21 protein-coding genes are annotated in these 18,049 nt (G+C 62.0%); 5 read left to right on the top strand and 16 right to left on the bottom strand.

The window, feature by feature from the left end; translation table 11 throughout:
* Positions 1 to 170 precede the first annotated feature (170 nt).
* Together ACK9YZ_RS11445 and ACK9YZ_RS11440 are read right to left on the bottom strand one after the other, a co-directional pair.
* The gene (locus ACK9YZ_RS11445; RefSeq protein ID WP_416066678.1) at positions 171 to 854 is read right to left on the bottom strand and encodes a glutathione S-transferase family protein; all 684 of its coding nucleotides are present in this window, start codon (positions 852 to 854) and stop codon (positions 171 to 173) included.
* 10 nt (positions 855 to 864) lie between these two features.
* On the bottom strand, positions 865 to 1,272 hold the full coding sequence (locus tag ACK9YZ_RS11440) for a DoxX family protein (RefSeq protein ID WP_416066677.1): 408 nt from the start codon (positions 1,270 to 1,272) through the stop codon (positions 865 to 867).
* 82 nt (positions 1,273 to 1,354) lie between these two features.
* Between ACK9YZ_RS11440 and ACK9YZ_RS11435 the strand changes: the two genes are divergently transcribed.
* From ACK9YZ_RS11435 to ACK9YZ_RS11425, 3 genes are all read left to right on the top strand, one after another.
* On the top strand, positions 1,355 to 1,819 hold the full coding sequence (locus tag ACK9YZ_RS11435) for a MarR family winged helix-turn-helix transcriptional regulator (protein WP_416066676.1): 465 nt from the start codon (positions 1,355 to 1,357) through the stop codon (positions 1,817 to 1,819).
* A gap of 195 nt (positions 1,820 to 2,014) precedes the next feature.
* Positions 2,015 to 2,770 carry a COG4280 domain-containing protein gene (locus ACK9YZ_RS11430; RefSeq protein ID WP_216758695.1) on the top strand — a complete coding sequence of 252 codons (756 nt, stop codon included), beginning with the start codon at positions 2,015 to 2,017 and terminating at the stop codon, positions 2,768 to 2,770.
* Positions 2,767 to 2,985, top strand: coding sequence for a hypothetical protein (locus tag ACK9YZ_RS11425; protein WP_416066675.1), 219 nt, complete (start codon positions 2,767 to 2,769; stop codon positions 2,983 to 2,985). The genes ACK9YZ_RS11430 and ACK9YZ_RS11425 overlap by 4 nt, the downstream gene beginning before the upstream one ends.
* Positions 2,986 to 3,320: 335 nt before the next feature.
* Here the strand turns inward: ACK9YZ_RS11425 and ACK9YZ_RS11420 are convergent, their stop codons facing one another.
* The 4 genes from ACK9YZ_RS11420 to ACK9YZ_RS11405 all read right to left on the bottom strand — a co-directional run bounded on the left by ACK9YZ_RS11420 (position 3,321) and on the right by ACK9YZ_RS11405 (position 8,058).
* Positions 3,321 to 3,821, bottom strand: coding sequence for a hypothetical protein (locus ACK9YZ_RS11420; protein ID WP_416066674.1), 501 nt, complete (start codon positions 3,819 to 3,821; stop codon positions 3,321 to 3,323).
* A gap of 169 nt (positions 3,822 to 3,990) precedes the next feature.
* Positions 3,991 to 4,254, bottom strand: a complete 264-nt coding sequence (locus tag ACK9YZ_RS11415; protein ID WP_216758692.1) for a hypothetical protein — start codon at positions 4,252 to 4,254, stop codon at positions 3,991 to 3,993.
* A 251-nt stretch (positions 4,255 to 4,505) separates the two neighbouring features.
* The gene (locus tag ACK9YZ_RS11410; protein WP_416066673.1) at positions 4,506 to 6,563 is read right to left on the bottom strand and encodes an ATP-binding protein; all 2,058 of its coding nucleotides are present in this window, start codon (positions 6,561 to 6,563) and stop codon (positions 4,506 to 4,508) included.
* Positions 6,564 to 6,576: 13 nt separating this feature from the next.
* Positions 6,577 to 8,058, bottom strand: coding sequence for an ATPase domain-containing protein (locus ACK9YZ_RS11405; RefSeq protein ID WP_216758690.1), 1,482 nt, complete (start codon positions 8,056 to 8,058; stop codon positions 6,577 to 6,579).
* Positions 8,059 to 8,339: 281 nt separating this feature from the next.
* On the opposite strand from ACK9YZ_RS11405, the gene ACK9YZ_RS11400 reads away from it, so the two are divergent.
* Complete coding sequence (locus ACK9YZ_RS11400; RefSeq protein ID WP_416066672.1) at positions 8,340 to 8,636, top strand: YkgJ family cysteine cluster protein; 297 nt, start codon at positions 8,340 to 8,342, stop codon at positions 8,634 to 8,636.
* 47 nt (positions 8,637 to 8,683) lie between these two features.
* Here ACK9YZ_RS11400 and ACK9YZ_RS11395 read toward each other — a convergent pair whose 3' ends face one another.
* From ACK9YZ_RS11395 to ACK9YZ_RS11375, 5 genes are all read right to left on the bottom strand, one after another.
* Positions 8,684 to 8,974: a type II toxin-antitoxin system RelE/ParE family toxin gene (locus ACK9YZ_RS11395; protein WP_216758688.1), complete on the bottom strand. Its 291-nt coding sequence runs from the start codon at positions 8,972 to 8,974 to the stop codon at positions 8,684 to 8,686.
* Complete coding sequence (locus tag ACK9YZ_RS11390; RefSeq protein WP_216758687.1) at positions 8,962 to 9,240, bottom strand: CopG family ribbon-helix-helix protein; 279 nt, start codon at positions 9,238 to 9,240, stop codon at positions 8,962 to 8,964. The genes ACK9YZ_RS11395 and ACK9YZ_RS11390 overlap by 13 nt, the downstream gene beginning before the upstream one ends.
* A gap of 182 nt (positions 9,241 to 9,422) precedes the next feature.
* Positions 9,423 to 9,884 carry a DUF3597 domain-containing protein gene (locus tag ACK9YZ_RS11385; RefSeq protein ID WP_416066671.1) on the bottom strand — a complete coding sequence of 154 codons (462 nt, stop codon included), beginning with the start codon at positions 9,882 to 9,884 and terminating at the stop codon, positions 9,423 to 9,425.
* A gap of 106 nt (positions 9,885 to 9,990) precedes the next feature.
* On the bottom strand, positions 9,991 to 10,275 hold the full coding sequence (locus tag ACK9YZ_RS11380) for a hypothetical protein (RefSeq protein ID WP_416066670.1): 285 nt from the start codon (positions 10,273 to 10,275) through the stop codon (positions 9,991 to 9,993).
* Positions 10,276 to 10,436: 161 nt separating this feature from the next.
* Entirely contained in the window at positions 10,437 to 11,000 is a 564-nt protein-coding gene (locus ACK9YZ_RS11375; RefSeq protein ID WP_416066669.1) for a transglutaminase-like cysteine peptidase, read from the bottom strand.
* A gap of 192 nt (positions 11,001 to 11,192) precedes the next feature.
* Here ACK9YZ_RS11375 and ACK9YZ_RS11370 point away from each other — a divergent pair, with 192 nt between their 5' ends.
* Entirely contained in the window at positions 11,193 to 12,305 is a 1,113-nt protein-coding gene (locus tag ACK9YZ_RS11370; RefSeq protein ID WP_416066668.1) for a hypothetical protein, read from the top strand.
* A gap of 565 nt (positions 12,306 to 12,870) precedes the next feature.
* On the opposite strand, the gene ACK9YZ_RS11365 is transcribed toward ACK9YZ_RS11370, so the two are convergent.
* From ACK9YZ_RS11365 to ACK9YZ_RS11345, 5 genes are all read right to left on the bottom strand, one after another.
* Positions 12,871 to 13,611 (bottom strand): SDR family NAD(P)-dependent oxidoreductase, encoded by a 741-nt coding sequence (locus tag ACK9YZ_RS11365; RefSeq protein ID WP_216758683.1) that lies wholly within the window; start codon positions 13,609 to 13,611, stop codon positions 12,871 to 12,873.
* A gap of 265 nt (positions 13,612 to 13,876) precedes the next feature.
* Positions 13,877 to 14,152: a transposase gene (locus tag ACK9YZ_RS11360; RefSeq protein WP_216758682.1), complete on the bottom strand. Its 276-nt coding sequence runs from the start codon at positions 14,150 to 14,152 to the stop codon at positions 13,877 to 13,879.
* Between the two features lie 7 nt (positions 14,153 to 14,159).
* Positions 14,160 to 15,605, bottom strand: coding sequence for an HlyD family type I secretion periplasmic adaptor subunit (locus ACK9YZ_RS11355; RefSeq protein ID WP_416066667.1), 1,446 nt, complete (start codon positions 15,603 to 15,605; stop codon positions 14,160 to 14,162).
* Positions 15,606 to 15,619: 14 nt separating this feature from the next.
* Entirely contained in the window at positions 15,620 to 17,335 is a 1,716-nt protein-coding gene (locus ACK9YZ_RS11350; protein ID WP_416066666.1) for a type I secretion system permease/ATPase, read from the bottom strand.
* Between the two features lie 103 nt (positions 17,336 to 17,438).
* Positions 17,439 to 18,011 (bottom strand): PE-PGRS family protein, encoded by a 573-nt coding sequence (locus ACK9YZ_RS11345; RefSeq protein ID WP_216758679.1) that lies wholly within the window; start codon positions 18,009 to 18,011, stop codon positions 17,439 to 17,441.
* Between the last annotated feature and the right edge of the window lie 38 nt (positions 18,012 to 18,049).

Genomic DNA, 18,049 nt, shown 5'->3' with positions numbered 1-18,049 from the left:
AGGGGCGGGCCCCAACCTCCCTCATTCCTGTGCTTGTCACAGGAATCCAGCCGGCTTGCGTCCGCAAGCCGAGAGGACTCTTGAAAAACAGCGACGACACAGGTTTGAAAGGGAGGATAGTTCCGGAATTCGGTAGAACGTCCGGGGAGCCCGCGGGCTCCAGGTTCGGATCATGCCGATAGTTTCAAGAGCCAGGCATCGTGCTGCCTGAGGAAGGTCCGCAGGCGGTCGCCATAGTCGCCGCCGACCGCCTCGCGCACGCTGCGGCGCTCGGTCAATGCTGCGCGCCATTGGGCCGTGCGGGACAGCCCATCGAATATTCCGGTGGGTGCGATCGTGTCGAACACGTCGAAATAGCGGAAAATCGGCGCGAAGACTGCATCGACGAGACTGAACGTCTCGCCCACGAAAAATGGCCCCGCGCCGAGTTCCGCCTCGACGCGCCTGAATTTGTCGATGAGAGCCGATCGTTTGGCCTCGTAGGCGGCGGCATCCCTGGCTGTCTCGAAGCCCCACAGGTCCGAGAGGATCGATGAGCCGAACTCCATCCATCCCCTGTGCCGAGCCCGCTTCAGCGGATCGGCGGGATGGAGCGGCGATCCCGGTTGGGTTTCCTCCAGGTATTCGCAGATCACGGCGCTTTCGAACAGCACCGCCTGCGTTCCGTCCGCCTGGTTGATGAGCAGCAGCGGCACCTTGCCGAGCGGCGAGATGGCCAGGAACCAGTCGGGCTTTGCCGAGAGATCGATAGAGCGGCGCTCGAAGGGCACGCCCTTTTCCGCAAGGGCGATGGCGGCGCGCTGGACATAAGGGCAGAGATGATGGCTGACGAGGATCAGATGTGCATCGGACATGACAGGCACCTTAAAACGCGGGGGCGGGACGAAGCGCATGGCGGCCATCGCCAAGCAGGAACTGGGCGAGCGACAGCACGACGAGATAGAACGGATATTCCCAGCCGCCGTTCGGCGCGTTGAACACCCAGCCATTGCCCCAATGAGCCCAGATGATCGCGCCGAGCAGGGCAGGGATCAATGCGAGGGCAACCCAGCGGGCATAGATGCCGAGCACCAGCATCACACCACCAACGGCCTCGGCCGCAAATGTCAGATAGGCCAGCCATCCCGGCAGGCCGATGGAAGCGAAATAGCCCGCCGTGCCGGTAAGGCCGAATGTGAAGAGCTTCAGCACGATGGAATGGGCGAGATACATCACGCCGAGGCTCACGCGCAGCAGTGTGACGGCATAATCGGTCATGCGTTCCTGATTCATCGAGGATGTCCTTAATAAGGTAGATGTAATTGCATCTATATAAGCCCTTGCGCGCCCCGTCAATATAGATGTAATTGCATCTATGGATGATCCTTGCGCTCCCGACGATGCTCAACCGTCTCCTTCCGCCACGCGCGCCTGGGTGCTGCTCATGCGCGCCCAGCAGAGGGTTCTCGAGGCGATCGAAAACGATCTCAAAGCCGCCGATCTCCCGCCGCTCGGCTGGTATGACGTGCTTCTGGAACTCTCGCGGGCTGAGGGCGGCCGATTGCGCCCTTACGAGATCGAGCAGCGCACGCTTCTTGCGCAACACAATCTTTCCCGCCTTCTCGACCGGATGGAAAAGGGCGGACTTGTGGTGCGCGAACTCTATGCCGAGGACGGGCGGGGCCGATGGGTTGTTATCACCGACGATGGCCGCGCCATGCAGGCGAGAATGTGGAAAGTCTATGCGCCCGCGATAAAGCGTCATCTTGGCGACAAGCTCGACATCGCCCAAAGCGATCAACTGGCCAACCTGCTGAGCGCATTGTCACGGAATGCTTAGCCAGCGCGAATAATGCCGCATGGCGATCTCGCTCCATAGGAGCCGGTGCCAATCCCTCCCGTCCAAAGCAACTCACGTCTTCCGCAGGCCAATGAGGGCAGTGGACAGGCCGGGCTTTCCGCTGGCATTCTTTTCGCGGCCGGAGCATTGCTGGTGCCTGCCTGTCCCGATCGACTGTGGAAGACCGAGGTGACGATGACGACGATCACAAGCATTACTTCGACGATGACGGCCTCCTTCCTCGGCTCCTTCGTGGAGGTCGTGGAAGCCTTCACCATCATCCTTGCGGTCGGCGTCACACGGAGCTGGCGGTCGGCCTTTATCGGCGCGGGGCTGGCGCTGTCCCTGCTTGCGGTGCTGGTGCTGGTCTTCGGGCCTCTGCTCGGCCTCATCCCGATCGACATCCTGCAATTCGTCATCGGTACGCTCCTGATCCTGTTCGGCATGCGGTGGCTGAGAAAAGCGATCCTCAGGGCCGCGGGCTTCATTGCGCTGCATGACGAGGAGAAGGCCTTTGCCTCGGAAACCGATGCGCTTGCCCGCCAGTCGACGGATCGGCGGGCCGATTTTCTGGCCGGTACGGCCGCTTTTAAGGCCGTGCTGCTCGAAGGCATCGAAGTGGTATTCATCGTCATCGCGACAGGTGCGCGGCCCGGCATGCTGCCCTATGCGGCCATCGGCGCGCTGGTGGCCTGCATCGCCGTGCTCGTCATCGGCCTGGCGGTTCACAAGCCGCTGTCTTCAGTGCCGGAAAATACGCTGAAATTCATCGTCGGGCTGCTGCTGACGGCTTTCGGCATCTTCTGGGTGGGCGAGGGCATCGGCACGCCATGGCCGGGCGAAGACCTCTCGCTGCCCGTGCTCTTCGGCGGGCTTGCCATCTTCTCCTTCATCGCAGTCCGGTGGCTGCGCCAGTATTACGATCTGCATGCGGAGCCCGTCGCCCGATGAACATCCTGAAAATCGCCTTTAGGGAACTCATCGGCATGTTCATCGATGACGGGGCGCTGGCGCTTTTCAGCCTGCTTCTCGTGCTCGGGGTCGGCCTTGCGGTAAAATCCGGCCTCATTGGCCCGACTGTTGGTGCCGCACTGCTCGTCGTCGGCTGTCTTGCGGTGCTCGCCGAAAGTGTCGCGCGGGCGGCAAGGCGGACGTTTCGGCGGTAGCGGGTGGGATAGCCTAGAGAGGCGACCACCTTTTGGCCATGACGCTTCCCTTTTGAATGAAGGCGCCACCCCAACCCCCTCATTCCTGTGCTTGTCACAGGAATCCAGCCGGCTTGCGTCTGCAAGCCGAAAAGACTCTTACATTTTATAGGCTTATGAGGTCATTGCAGACATAGGGTCCCCCGCCGCGTGGACTCGCGGCTGCTGGATTCCTGTCACAAGCACAGGAATGAGGGAGGATAGGGAAGCCTCGTGCCTCATGGCTCACAAGGGAGGTGGCGCCGCCGCCCCAATGAATGCTCCAAAGCGCTGTGCGTTCACACGTCACGGTTCCGCTACCTTCCTCTCTCGCGCGCCACGGCCAGAATGAGCGGCGCCAGGGCGGTGGCGAACGGACCGAAGGGCAGGCGCTGCAGGGCCTTGCCGACGAGGAAGGCGGCGGCCATGGCGGTGGAAAGCTTCAGCCAGGGATGATCGCCGAGCTGCGCATGGGCGCTCGCGTCCGCCCAGCGGATATTCTCTTGGAGCACGTTGCCCGCCTGATGACGGATGATATGCAGGCGGGCGCGCAGATTGTCGATCTCGTAACGCACGTCCTCGATCTGCCGCTCGAGCTCCGCGCGCGAGGCGGCGCGCTCGACATCGACGACGATCTCTTCCACCGGCGCATCCTCGGCGACCGCATCCAGATAGGCGCGGTATTCCGCTTCGCTCTCGAAACCCTCGTGACGGGCAGCGTGGTCGGTCGGCGTGATGCGGTCGGCCGGCGGCTGCTCGCCCGCATCCTTCACCTCGTCCTTGCCTTCGATCGTGTCTCTGCCTGTGCTGCCCGCCATCTCGGTCTCCTCATTCGCTGACGGAGTTCAAACGCTTGACGCGGAAAAAGGATGCATGGGTTTTACGGGTATTGCGCACGCCGGCTTCACGTTCTCCGCGGAGAAAAAAAGCCCGCCCCCTTGTGGGGAGGGGCTTTCACTTGGTACCGGCCGGGTTGATCCCTGACAGCTAGGACTGAACGAGGATCACCAGGGTCTCGGGCAATACGCCGTCATATTCCATCGCATCAGCCGCTTGCTTGCTTTTCATGAGTTCCGTCAGGCGGCCCATGTCGGCGACGTCCATGACGAGGCCGACCTTGTTGGACGATTGCGGATCGACGAAGGTGCGAATGTTCGTGCAGCCGATCGGTTCGAAAATTTCCTTGCGACGGGGCGAGGCGAGCCAGTGTTTGACGTCCTTGACGTCGTGATGAGCCAGGATGGTTGGCATTGCGTCCTCCTCTTGCTTCTCCTGAAATCAGAGCCGGAGAAAACTCTACGCCTCGGGTCATCGCATGGATATCACCCGCATGGGTGGGTGCATCTGGTTTTACGGGACAGGATGATCACCGTTCCGATCGAACTCGACGTGACGAATATCAAGCCAAACGGAACGGGTGCGCTCGAACGAAACGGCGCTGGCGGGAATTGAAACATCCGAGGAGGGAAAAGGATGCATGGCCTTCCCCGGCTGGAAGAGGGCTATGCCGATATCATCAGCTTGCCGATCTGCTGGGCCAATTGAGCCTGGGTATAGGGTTTTCCGAGCCTTGCGACATCGAGGTCGAGGCCCGGCGGCAGTTCGGCATAGCCGGAGGCGATCAGGATGGGCAAACGCGGGGCGATCTCGCGGGCTGCCCTGGCGAGCTCGCCGCCGGTCATTCCCGGCATCGAATAATCCGTGATCATCAGGTCGAAAGCCGCGCCGTGGCTCAGGCATTCCAGCGCCTCCCTGCCGGAATGGGCTTCCACCACCTCATGCCCGAGATCGGCCAGCATGTCGGCCGAACTCATGGCGATCAGCACGTCATCGTCGACGAGCAGGATGCGTTTCGGGCCGGAAGACGGTTCGGCATTCTCCGCTGGCCCTTCGGCGGGCTCCGGCACGGCAGCGGGCGCGGGCGAAACCGGTATCCACAGCTCTGCCGTTGTGCCCTTGCCGGGCTCGCTTGCAAGCTTTAGTTCGCCGTTCAGCTGCAGGGCCAGTCCATGGATCATCGAAAGGCCAAGCCCGGTGCCCTTGCCCAGTTCCTTGGTCGAAAAGAACGGCTCCACCGCCTTTCGCAGCGTCTCCTTGTCCATGCCGTGTCCCTGATCGGTGACGGAGAGCACGACATAATCCCCGGCGGCGAGTTCATCGGTGGCGGGAGCCCGGCGGGCCTCTTTCAGCTCTATGCGAATGGTGCCGCCGTCGGGCATCGCATCGCGGCCGTTGACGGCGAGATTGAGAAGCGCCAGCTCGATCTGGTTGGCATCGGCCGAAACCGGCGGAAGCTCGTCGGGAACCACGGTTTCGATCGTCACGGTGGAGCCGACGGAGCGCTGCAGAAGATCGGCCATTCCAAGCACGAGGCCGGTCATGTCGACCCGGCCGATGTGAAGGTCCTGCCTGCGCGCGAATGCGAGCAGCCGCTGGGTCAGCGATGCGCCGCGCCTGGCGCCCTGCAGCGCGCCGTCGATGAGGCGGATCGCCTTGGTATTGTCGCCGACATGTTTGCGCAGCAGTTCGAGATTGCCGAGCACGGCCATCAGCAGGTTGTTGAAGTCATGCGCCACGCCGCCGGTCAGCTGGCCGATCGCCTCCATCTTCTGGGCCTGGCGCAGCTGCTCCTCGGCCCGCTGGCGCTGGCCGATTTCCGCCACCATCGTCGCATGGGCCTGTTCGAGTTCGCGGGTGCGTTCGGCCACCCGTTCCTCGAGGATCTCGTTGAGCCGCCGCTGATGTTCCTCGGCCTCGAGCCGGTCGGTGATATCTGCCGAGACGCCGACGAGTTTCATCCCTCTGCCGGCGCGATCCCGGTGAAGCTGGGCGCGGATTTCGGCCCAGTGAACGGTGCCGTCCTTCCAGACCGTCCGGTATTCGATTGAATAGTCCGATCCCATCTCCACGCTTTTCTCTACGGCGGCCAGCATGCGGGCACGGTCATTAGGGTGGATTGCCATTATCATGTCCCGATAGGTGAAATCCTCGTCTGGGCTGTGGCCGAAAATGGCCTTGCAGGCGGCCGAGGCCGTTAGAATCCCGGTGGCAAGGTCGAGTTCCCAGGCGCCGAGCCGGCCGGCGGCGAGCGCCGTCTGCAAGCGGTGTTCACCTTCGTCCAGCGCCTCCATGCGCAGCCGGGCATCGTATTGGCGTCTTCGTCCGCGCAGGGCCGCGCGCGTGACGCTGATGAAGGTCGTGGCATGGAAAGGGCGTTCGACGAAGCTGACATTGCCGAGCACTTCCAGCAGCCTGGCCGCCGCGGGGTTGCGCTCGGGGCCGCCGCCGCGGTTGGTGAGAATAATGAAGGGCAGGTCGGACCAACTCGGCTGCGCCTCGATCCACGCCGAGAGGGCGCGCAGGTCGGCATAGCGCAGTGCCTCCTCGGTAATGATGGCGAGCGCCGTGTCGTCGCCGAGACAGGCGACGAACGACGTGAGGTCGGATACCGCCTGTGACGGAATGCCGGCTTCCCGCAGAAGCGCGACCGCAATCTGCGCATCACGCCCAAGCGGCGCGTGGATCAGGGCGATGGCATCATTATTAGGAATCGTCGCCATGCGCGTGCCCGCTTTATTGCAGTAACGGCTTACGGTCATCGACGAGTGTCGGCAGCCCGCGAAGGATCCCCTGGAAGCCGGTTAGCGGCTGGCCCAGGATCAGCCCTTCATGAGTGATCTTGTATTCGCGGATGGTTTCCTCATGTTTGCCGGTCCGCTTCTTGATGACGGAGACGGCTCTGCGGACCATGCCATGTGCTTCGAAATAACGAAGCAGGATCACTGTATCGGCGAGATAGGTGACATCGACGGGCGATTTCATGTCGTCGACGAGGCCGTGCTGGGCAACGGTCAGGAAAGTGTTGGCGCCCTGCCGGTTCAGATATTGCAGCAGCTCGTGCATGTGCAGGAGGAGGGCGTTTTCTTCCGGCATCGCTTGCTGGTAGCCGTTGATGCTGTCGAGGACGACGGTCTTGGCATCGTAGTCTGCCACCCGCTCCCTGACGCGCTGGGCAAACTCTCCGGGCGACAGTTCGGCGGCATCCAGCTGTTCGATATGGAGCATTCCGTCATGGCTCATCTTCTGGAGATCGAGGCCCATCGACTTCGTGCGGGCAAACAGCAGGCCCAGTTCCTCGTCGAAGACGAATACTGCGGCCCTTTCGCCGCGCTTGACGGCCGCCTCGACGAATTGCAGCGAAAACAGGCTCTTGCCCGTGCCCGCCGGCCCGATCAAGAGCGTGCTCGACCCGCGTTCGATGCCGCCGCCGAGAAGCTCGTCGAACTCCCGGATGCCACTCTTCAGTACCGCGCGGGCAAAGCTCGTCTTGTGCTCGATGGCGCGCAGGCGCGGGAAGACGTAGACACCGCCGGTTCTGATGATGAAATCATGATAGCCGCCGCGAAAGGACTGGCCGCGATATTTGATGACCCGCAGGCTGCGGCGCTCAGGCCCATAGCTGCGCGCCAGCTGCTCGAGATGGATGACCCCGTGCACCACGCTATGGACCGTCTTGTCCAGAGTGTCGGAGGTCATGTCGTCGAGCAGCAGCACGGTGGCATCGGAGCCGGAGAAGAAGTGCTTGAGCGCGAGGATCTGCCGGCGATAGCGCAGCGAGCTTTGCGCCAGAAGCCTGATCTCGGAGAGGCTGTCGATGACGACCCGCTGCGGCTTGACGCGCTTGAAGGACTCGAAGATCAGCTTCGTCGTCTCGCCGAGTTCGAGATCGGAGGAGTAGAGCAGGCTCTGCTGCTGGTCGGCATCGAGCAGGCTTTCGGGCGGCACGAGCTCGAAAATCTCGATCTCCTCGCCGATCTTCATGCCGTGCGACCTGGCGCTCTCGCACAATTCCTCCCTGGTTTCGGAAAGGCTGATGTAGAGGCAGCGCTCGCCAAGGGCGGCACCTTCCACGAGAAACTGCAGCGCGATCGTCGTCTTGCCCGTGCCCGGAGACCCTTCGAGGAGAAAGACGTGACTGCGCGTGAAACCGCCGGCAAGAACATCGTCCAGCCCAGCGACGCCGGTTTTCGCCTTCGTTCTCGAAATTTCGTCCATGTTTCCTCCGTATTTCCAAGAAATTAGGACCGGTGACTGCCAGGACAAGCCGACATCAAAACGCATGAGACAAACAATAAGTTCTCGCCGGCCGTAAGATTTTCAGCCACAAGCCCGATCTGTTGCGGCGGCTCTACTTGGAGATGGTAGGCGTGCTGGCCCTTGCTGGCGGCAACGATCGCGCGCGGCTCCCCAGGCGCGGCTGGGGCGGCGGATGCGAAATCTCCGGCACTGCAAGGATGGTTTTGCATCCCCGGCAGGGAAAGTGTTAAGAGCCAGCCATGACCCTATCAACAGAGCTAGACTGTCAGGCCTGCGGCGCGTGCTGTTCCTATTCGAGCGAATGGCCGAGGTTCACCACCGAGAGCGACGCCGACCTGGATCTGCTGCCGGCGCATTTCGTTTGGGCGGATCAGACGGGCATGCGTTGCGATGGAGAGCGCTGCTCTGCGCTCTCGGGCACGGTCGGCTCATATGTCTCGTGCATGGTCTATGATATCAGGCCGGATGTCTGTCGCGCCTGCCTTCCCGGCGACGAAGCCTGCCTGACGGCGCGCGCGGCCTACGGGCTGATGTAGATCAATACCGGTCGCCAAGCGTGCCGAACTTCTTCACGGCAACCGTATCAGAACATTGCTTCCTTCTGGTGCCGCACCGCAAGGATCGTGACCGTGTTCTGATCGAAGCGGTAGCGGGCCACATATCCGCTGTCTCCGAAATCGATGAGCCATTCGCGGTATTGCTCGGGCAGGTCCTCGATCAGGCGGCCCATATGCGGATGCAGGCAGAGCGTTCTGACACCTGCGAGGATCGTTTCCCCCGCTCGCCTTGCTGCCGAGGGGTTTTTCGGCGTCAGCAAATCCCGTAGCCGTTGAAGGTCGCGGATCGCTGCCGGCGAAAAGACTACTTGTGGCATTCGGGTGCGGGCAGCTCGTCGTCAGTTCCCCAGGTGGAAAGCCATGTCTCGACTTCGTCACCTGTGACATGCAGTCCGGTCGCCTGAAATTCGTCCCAGGCGTCCAGCGTCTGCTGTCGCAACGCCTCGCGCTTTTCCTCGCGCGCCACATATTGTGCAATGGCTTCCCGCATGATCCAGTGGGACGAGCGACGGCGAAGCTCGGCCAGATGCTGGACGCGGCCCTTCAGTTCATCATCGAGCTTGAGCGAGGTCGGCGATGCCACACGGGCCTCCTTGGTCAAAGGTAATACCTGACGCTAATGTAGGCTCTGCGCCGGCGCCTGTCGATGACAATATCTGCGTCGTAAAATCTTGGAGACGATAGCCTGCGAAGGGCCGCGCAGATTTGAAGCTGATGGCGCGTGCTTGAGCGTCGGCGCCATCTGCCGCTCCATCCGGCTCGCACTCAGTCCAGGAGATCGGCCGGCACCTTGCCGCCGTTTTCCGACAGTTTCTTCATCAGCGCCTTGTGCAGGAAGATGTTCATTTTCGCGCTGTCACCGGTATCGCCGGTGTAGCCGAGTTCGCCGGCCAGCTCCTTGCGCTCCGCCATGCTCGCATCCATTCCAAGCGCCTTCATGAGATCGACGATCGAATGGCGCCAGTCGAGCTTCTGGCCGGATTTTTTCACGGCTGCGTTCAGCATCTGCTCGATATCGACAGGCTGCGTCCTGGCCGGGGCAGGTGAGGGATTGGTGGTCGGCGCCGGCGAGGGGGCGGCGGGCGCGGCCGAAGCCGGTGCGCTTGCCGTGGGTGCCGCGCTGGCGGGAGCGGTGGGCGCCGAGTTGGCAGGGGCGGCGGGCGCTGCGGCCTCGGTGGCTTGTGCCTCGCCGAAAATAGCGTGCTTGATGCGGTCGAAAATGCTCATGGGAAACCCTCCTCCGGTGGTCGAGATGGGGAAACGCCGCTGGGTGGCCAGGTGTTCCGGGTGGTGATGTCGTTTTGAGGCTCTATCGGTCGAAAGACCCCGGTTCTCACCCCAAAACCTCGTCCAGCCAGTTGAAGACCCGCAAATCCCTCAACCCGTATCCGCCCGGCTCGCAATGCAGATCGGCCCCGTCGGATGCCGCAAAAGCCGCCATTGTCTTCGGCCCCGTCAGCATCGTGTAGAGCTGTTGCGATTGCCCGGGCCAGAAGGCCTCGTTGGCGGGCTCGGTAATCAGCATCGGGCAGGTGATCCTGTCAGCCACATCATCCAGCCGGTAAGCCATCGTCGCCTTGAAGGCGTCGAAATAGGAGGTGGTGCCATAGGGTCGCATGCGGAAGGCGAGAGCGTTCTTCGTTGCGGGGGCAGGAAGGGTGCGGCGATGGAGAAATACCCGCGTGGCGATGCGGTGTTTGCGTCGGTCTCCGGCCGCTGGAATTCGTGGCGGCGGATCCGGAGGGGGCTTCGGGCGCCTACCGCACCCGCCATCTTCCGTCACGAAAACTCGTTCGCCCGCGGCCCGGCAAGCGTCACCCGCCAAGTCGATTTCGCCCGGAAATCCTGCGTCGCCAGAAACGTATAGGGCGTGGCTCTCCAGGGTTTCACCGCGTTGTTGAGATTGTCGAGCACGTAATCGCCGTCGTCCATGCGGGCAATCAGCACGACGTGGTTCTCGTCACGCAGGCCGATCACCACCGAGAGCGCCAGGCGATTTGCCGGAAAACCGGCGTCGATCAGGTCCTTCATCTTCTGCAAAGCGTAATCCTCGCAGTCGCCCCGGCCGCCGACGGGCAGGGTCCAGTCGTCGGCGGAACGGTCCTCCGTCGAGCGGACGCGCAGGTTCACGGTGCGGGTGACCTTGCGAAGAAGCGGCATGCCCGCCTGCTCGGCTGTCGCTCGCGAGGGAGTCCCACGGCAAAGCCAGCGGTAACTGGCACAGGCGGACGCGAATCCCACCGGCGCGCCGATGCTTCTGCCGACCGGCAGCAGCTGTCCGGCAAATACCTGAAATTGCATGGGAAAGAACATAAGGGAAACAAGACAAACAAGCCGTCGCATGAATCACCCCTCTATTGTTCATGTGAGAAGGTAACACAGTTTATACTAAAACTTTAATAAAAATTATTACTTGCGTAATTAACTATACATTAAGAACCTGTGCCAGTATCCACAGTTTATTCTTGGAATTAACTTTTTGCTAATATAGGAATTCCCCTCAGTTAACGGTTTGTTAACTTTGGGAGAAAAAAGATGATCCGCAAAGCAGCGAAGTATAGCGTCGCCGTTGCTTACCTCTTGGCAAGCAGCAGCCTCACGATGGCCGCACCGGCAGTTGTCAACTGCGCCACGGCTGCACCAGGCTCGATCGAGGCCAGGCTGTGCCTGCCGACGAAATCCATCCGTACCGACAATGACAGCCGCACGGTCAATAACGACAGCAGCGGCAACCGCTTCGGCGGCAGCTCCGGCAGCAATTCCGGCAGCAACACCGGCTCTGGCAAACAGGCGTCGAACCAGAATCCTTCCGGCGATCAGAACAGCGGCGGCAACGACGGCAACGGCGGCGGTGACGGCAACACTGGCGGCTCCGGCGATGGTGACGGCGATGGCCCCGGCGATCATCACGGTGGTCATCATGGTGGCCACCACGGCGGCAAGGACCGTGACCATCACGGCGGCAAGGACCGTGACCATCACGGCGGCAAGGACCGTGATCACCACGGCGGCAAGGATCGTGACCACCATGGCGGCAAGGATCGTGACCACCATGGCGATAAGGACCATGGCGATAAGGATCGTGGCGATAAGGATCGTGGTGATCGTGGTGACAAGGATCACGGTGATCGCGGCGACAAGGGCCGAGGTGACAAGGGCGGCTCCGACCGGGGTGACAAGGGTGGCTCCGACCGGGGCGACAAGGGCGGCTCCGACCGAGGTGACAAGGGCGGCTCCGACCGGGGCGACAAGGGCGGCTCCGACCGGGGCGACAAGGGTGGCTCCGACCGGGGCGACAAGGGTGGCTCCGACCGGGGCGACAAGGGCGGCTCCGACCGGGGTGACAAGGGCGGCTCCGACCGGGGTGACAAGGGCGGCTCCGACCGGGGCGACAAGGGTGGCTCCGACCGGGGCGACAAGGGCGGCTCCGACCGAGGTGACAAGGACGGCTCCGACCGAGGTGACAAGGACGGCAGCGGCGGCTCCGACAAGGGCAGCGATAATGGCTCTGACAAGGGTGGCAGCAGCGGCTCGGACAACGGCTCCGACAAGGGCAACTCGGATAAGGGGAACTCGGATAAGGGGAACTCGGATAAGGGCAATTCCGACAATGGCACTTCCGATAAGGGCGGACACAACCGCGGCTGATCCGACGTCCTGAACCGGAAGAAGGGCTTCAGGAACCGAAGCCCTTCTTCAATGGCGGTATCGAAATGCGCCCGGCGACGGTGTCTTGTCGCCACCATCTGCCGGGCGCATTCCCTTTCCTCCCTCATTCCTGTGCCCGCGTGCTGGCGCAAAGGAAGTCACAGGAATTCAGGCGTCGGCTCTGCGGTGATGGTTCATATGTGACTGCGTAGGAGTCACCGCGGCCAAAAGGGCGGGCGCTTGATCTCTGTGAGATAACTCGGGGCTGGCCGGGAACACAGAGATGAGGGGGGAGAGGGTTGTTTGGGGAGGGCCGGGGTCCGGGGAGGGGATGCCGGCTCTTGGGGGGGCGAAAAAGGGGTGCCGCGAGGTGCCCCTTTTTTGCGGCATCATGGAGCAAGTGCCACAAGATTTGGATAAGGGCTGAGGCTAAAGCAAAGGAGCCCGAGAGGCGACCACATTGTCGAAGCAAGTCGCCAGCGATGGCGGCGGCCTTGCCGCCATCTGTGCATGGTCCTGCACTCGCGAGAAAGGTCGCATTCCGTTCCGGCTTGCGAGTATCTGATCAGGCGATCGCACCGCCATCCGCTGTCAGTATCGCGCCGGTTATAATGCTCGCCGCGGGACTGGCCAGAAAGACAACTGCGTTCGCAACTTCGCGGGCCTCGGCGAAGCGTCCCAAGGATGTCATGCCTCGCTGGAATTCGGCGGCGGGACCGCTTGCCGGATTCGAGTCCGTGTCGGTCGAACCAGGCTGCACGAGGTTGACGGTGATTGCACTCGGCCCCAGCTCTCGCGAAAGGCCGCGCGTGAAGGAGGTGAGAGCCGCTTTGGACATCGCGTAGGCCGTTACGCCTGCGAAGGGTACACGTTCACCGAGACCCGACCCGATGGAAATGATGCGTCCACCTGCCTTCAGATACGGAATTGCCGCTTTTGCAAACAGCACAGGTGCGCGGACGTTGATATCCATCATCTTCTGATAGGCTTCCACATCGAGGTCTGCGATCGTGCCATTCATCCCGACCGCAGCCGAGTTGACGAGAATATCGAGCCCACCAAGCTTATCGAGCGCCTCATTCACAGACCGCTGAATGGCCTTCGGATCGGCGCTGTCGGCTTGGATCGCAAAGGCACGTCGCCCCGTGCGCTGGATGGATTCGGTAACATTTTTGGCTCTCTCCTCCGAGTTCTGGTATGTGAATGCGACATCGGCGCCGTTCTCTGCCAGAGCGAGCGCGATTGCCGCTCCGATCCCGCGCGAGCCGCCTGTGACAAATGCGAGTTTGCCCTCAAGATTGATCATCTGTTCCTCGTTCGATTGTTGGATTTGTCGAGCTCGGGGATGAATCCCATAGTCTCGGCAGACAATATCTGAGAGCGCCAGGTTGCCTCTCGTAGTGCCAACCGGCGGAACGCTTTGTCGCGCAAGGAGGAACGGTTGCCCGCAGGGTGAACGGTTTTTCACCGCTCGTCTGCTTCCAGCGCATTAGGTGCTTTACTGGTTCGATGACCGCTGTTGGCGCAAAGCTGCCATGAACGCCACAGCCTTGACCGGTGGTACCTCCACGTCAGCTTCCTTTCGAGGTCTTCGCCAGCATCTCGCTCAGCGTTGCCGCCGAGAACATGGCTTCGGCCAGGAGCTTCTTGAGCTTCTGGTTCTCTTCCTCCAGCGCTTTCACCCTTTTGGCATCGAGCCCGACATTTCGCACCTGCAGGGATTGCCATCGATAGAAGGTCGGCTCGCTGATGCCGTACCTGTGGCAAACATCGGCCACCGTCACGCCGGCTTTGTGCTCCCTGAGAATGCCCGTAATCTGGTCGTCGTCGAATTTTCTCTTGCCCATCACCGCTTCAGTCCTCGCGAAATGCTCTGTTGAAACTGTCGAGCAATGGCCTGACAGCATAGAGCGCCACGCTGCTTTGGCCCGTTTCGATCAGTGTCTGTGCGGGCATGCCCGCGATCAGCTCGACATCCCTCATTTTCGCCAGCCGCTCGTCCGTCACGCGGATTGTCGCGGCAAAATAGGGCTGGCCGGTCTGTGGATCGGTGAGGCGGTCGGCCGATACATATTCGACCCGACCTTTCAGGAGCGGAACGCGCCGCTGATTGTAGGGAAGCAGATGAACCTGGGCCTCGAGCCCCGCACGGACGAGATTCATGTCTTCCGGCCTGACGTGGACGGACACGATGAGGCGATCGGAGCGCGGCAGGAGATCGACGAGCGGTTCGCCCGCGCCGACCACGCCACCGGCCGTGTGGATGCGCAGGTTCATGATCGTCCCATCCTCGGGGGCACGGATATCGGTCCTCAGGAGCTGGTCGTCGATCGCCCGCAGGCGCTCGCGCAGCTGCAAGATCCGGCTTTCCGTATCGCGCATGCCCTGGGCGACTTCGCTCAACCGGTCGCTCTCGAGCTTTGCGAGATCGGCCTGTGTCTCGCTGATCACCTGATGGGCGCGGGATATCTGCGCCTCGACCTGACCCTGCTGGCCATCGAGATCTGCTTTTTCCCGCTGGAGGTTGAGCAGCCTGCTCTTTTTTTCCAGTCCCTTGGCGTTGAGGGACGTCACCTGATCCAGTTCCTGGCTCGAGATCGCGGCCCTGTCGGCGAGTGCGGCCTTCTGCGCGCCCAGTCCGATGATTTCCTGCCGCACCTGCGCGATCTTTTCATTGGCGATCTGGATTTCGGCCTGCATGACCCGGCGACGGGCCTCGAAGATTTTCTGCTGCCCGGTCAGGATCGCGCCGACCGAAGGATATCTGTCCATGGCGGCCCTGAGGTCTTGCGGATAGACGACACGGTCGCCGCCCGTCTGCTCCGCAAACAGGCGGGCGCGGCTTCCTTCGGCGTCCCAAAGCTGCCCTTGAATGCTGTCGCGCTCGGCGCGGAACTTCGTGTCGTCGAGTTCGATCACGATCTGTCCGCCCATGACCCTGTCGCCGTTCTTGACGAGGATCCGCCTGATAATGCCGCCCTCCAGGTGCTGGATGGTCTTGCGGCTGGTTTCCGGCTCGATGACACCGGATGCGATCGCAGCGCTTTTCAGCGGCGCCAGAACCGACCAGCCGCCCAATCCGACGATGAAGACGAGGATCAACAGGTTACCCGTCCAGACGACGCCTCTGAGCCCCGGCATGGGGGAAGGGGAAGCGATGCCGCGCTGGTTCTGTTCGATGACAGGCGAAAAATTCGTCCGCCGCCTGGCTGCCGCTGCCGATCGTTGCGCGAACTGCCGGCACGCCCTTGACCAGTTTGAAAATCTCGCCGGCTTTGCCTCCAGTTGAACAAGGGTCATGTCGGCGTCCCTCCCTATGTTCCTGTTCGAGACGGCGGTTGAAGATAGGTTTCATAGATCCGCTCGCTGTCGCCGAAGGCAGCCACCGTCCCGTTGCGTATGATGGCGATCTTGTTGGTGACCGGCAGGATGCCCATCCGGTGCGTTATGATGACGACGGTCATCCCGCGGGATTTCATGCGCTCGATCGCATGGAACAGCATGCGTTCGCCGTCATAATCCAGGCTCGAATTCGGATCGTCGAGAACGATCAGGGACGGATTTCCATAGGCTGCGCGCGCCAGTCCGAGCTGCTGGCGCTGGGCGCGCAGGAGCAGGTTTCCGCCTTCGCCGATATCGGTCTCGTAGCCGCGGGGCAGGCGCATGATTGCTTCGTGCAATCCGACCAGCTTTGCGGCCTCGATCGCCTTGCCGGGATCTCCCCCGTCCAGCCGGCCGATCACATCCTTGATTGCGCCGCCGAAGAGTTCGATGTCCTGCGGCAGGTAGCCGACATGGCGGGTCCCGCCGCAGAGGCGCAGCGCCGAGATATCGACCCCGCCGAGAAGGGCGCATCCGCTCGTTGCCGGCACGACGCCTGCCATGACGCGACCGAGCGTCGATTTTCCCGATCCTGAGGGGCCGATGAGCGCGACGCAATCGCCAGGCGCCAGGCGCAAGGTGATGCCGGTCAATATCGGCTCATTGGCTGATGGCCTGATATAGCTGACATTGTCGAGAACGAGGCCGCCGGGTTCCGGCACCGGCACCATGCGGGGGTCGGATCCCGATGCAACCGATATCAGCATATTGTTCAGGCGATTGAAGGCATGGCGCGCATAGGTAAAGGCGCGCCATGCCCCGATCGCGCCCTCGATCGGGGCGAGCCCGCGCCCGAGCAGCAGGCTGGCGACGAAGATGATTCCGGGGCTGCCGTTGTTTTCGAGCACCAGCCATGTCGCCGATCCCATCATGAGGATCTGCGCGAGCGTGCGGACCGATTTGGAGAAACCGAGAATGATCTCCGTGCGATGCATCGCGATGTCCTGTGACCGTCTTGCCATTTCCGCATCGCGATAGACGATCTGCGCCGCGCCATCCTGCATGCCCATTGCCCTGATGACCTCGAGGTTCTTGAGGGCGGTCGAAAATCTGAGATAGCTTCTCGAAAGGGCAAGATTGGCCTGGCCGAGCGGCTCCCGCGTCGCCAGTTCCGTCAGGAACGCAAACAGCAGAAGCGCACATGCGCTCAGAAGCCCGATGGTCCCAAGCAGCGGATGAACGAGAAAGAGCAGGAGCAGGAACAGCGGCGCCCAGGGAACGTCGAAGAACAGCGAGCTGGCCGGTGAATCGAGGAACTGGCGCAGCGCGGCGAGATCCCGGTAGCATTCCGTGGCGGCTCCCGTATCGGCAAGAGTGGCATATTCGAACGATGCGGTCAGCACCATCGGCCGCAGCCTGTGGTCCAGCCAGCTGCCGATGCGCGAGAGAGCCGCCCTGCGCACGATATCCAGCATGGACCCGACCAGCACGGCGACGGCGATGATCAAGGTCAGCATCAGCAGCGTGTCGACGCTTCGGCTGGACAGGACCCTGTCATAGATCTGCAGGAGATAGACGGAAGGCGCCAGAAGAAAGAGATTGTAGCCGCAGCTGTAAAGGAAGACCAGGCCGAAGGCTCCGGCACAGGCTCGGAGCGCAACAACGAGGTGTGTCTGCGGGCGCGATAGCTTTGTAGAGATCGTTGCCATTATCAGATCTCGCTGCATTTGATACTGACAAGGAGGGGCTGCCTGCTGGTTCGGCAATATAGAAGGGTCGCCAGCCGGAGCCGGCGACCCTCGGGGTCTGAGGTCATGAGCCGAGATGGCTGACGTCGATATGGCCGAAGGCGTTGATGAAATGATCGAGTGAATTGTTCACCGTCGTCGTTTCGGGATCGGTGTGAACCAGAGCCGATGCGATATCGCCGCCCAGAGCGTTGTTTCCGTTGCCGCCGTTGCCGCCGACGCCTGCCAGGATGGTGGCATGCTGGTCAGCCACGAGCTGCGTATATTGTGTCGCGGTCGTCGCCGCATTCACCGTAGCCGTGTCGCCGCCACTCGTATTGCCTTGATCGCCGTTGGAGTGTGCTTCTCCTCCGGCGCCTCCGGCGCCGCTGGTGAGCGATGCCAGGAAGCCGTTCTGGGCCTGGCTGAAGCCGCCGGGTCCGCCACCGCCGGCGTCCCAACCTGCCGTCTGCCAGACGTGATCGCCATTGTGCAGATGGGTCTCTGCCCCGTAGACCGTTTGTGAGGGGTCCACATAGGCAACCGGATTGTAGTTGATGTTGCCGTGGTTGTTGCCATCACCGCCGTTGCCGGCATTGGCGTCACCCGCATCCGGGTTGTTGAGATAGATCGTGTCAGACATTTGTGGAATAGGCATTGATGTCACTCCTTCTACTTCGTTTCGTCCGTGAATCT

Origin of the sequence: Rhizobium sp. ZK1, assembly GCF_047782645.1 — a bacterium.
Lineage (GTDB): Bacteria > Pseudomonadota > Alphaproteobacteria > Rhizobiales > Rhizobiaceae > Rhizobium.
The sequence above is the reverse complement of the archived record's forward strand: the minus strand, read 5'-3'. Positions and strand labels throughout refer to the sequence as shown.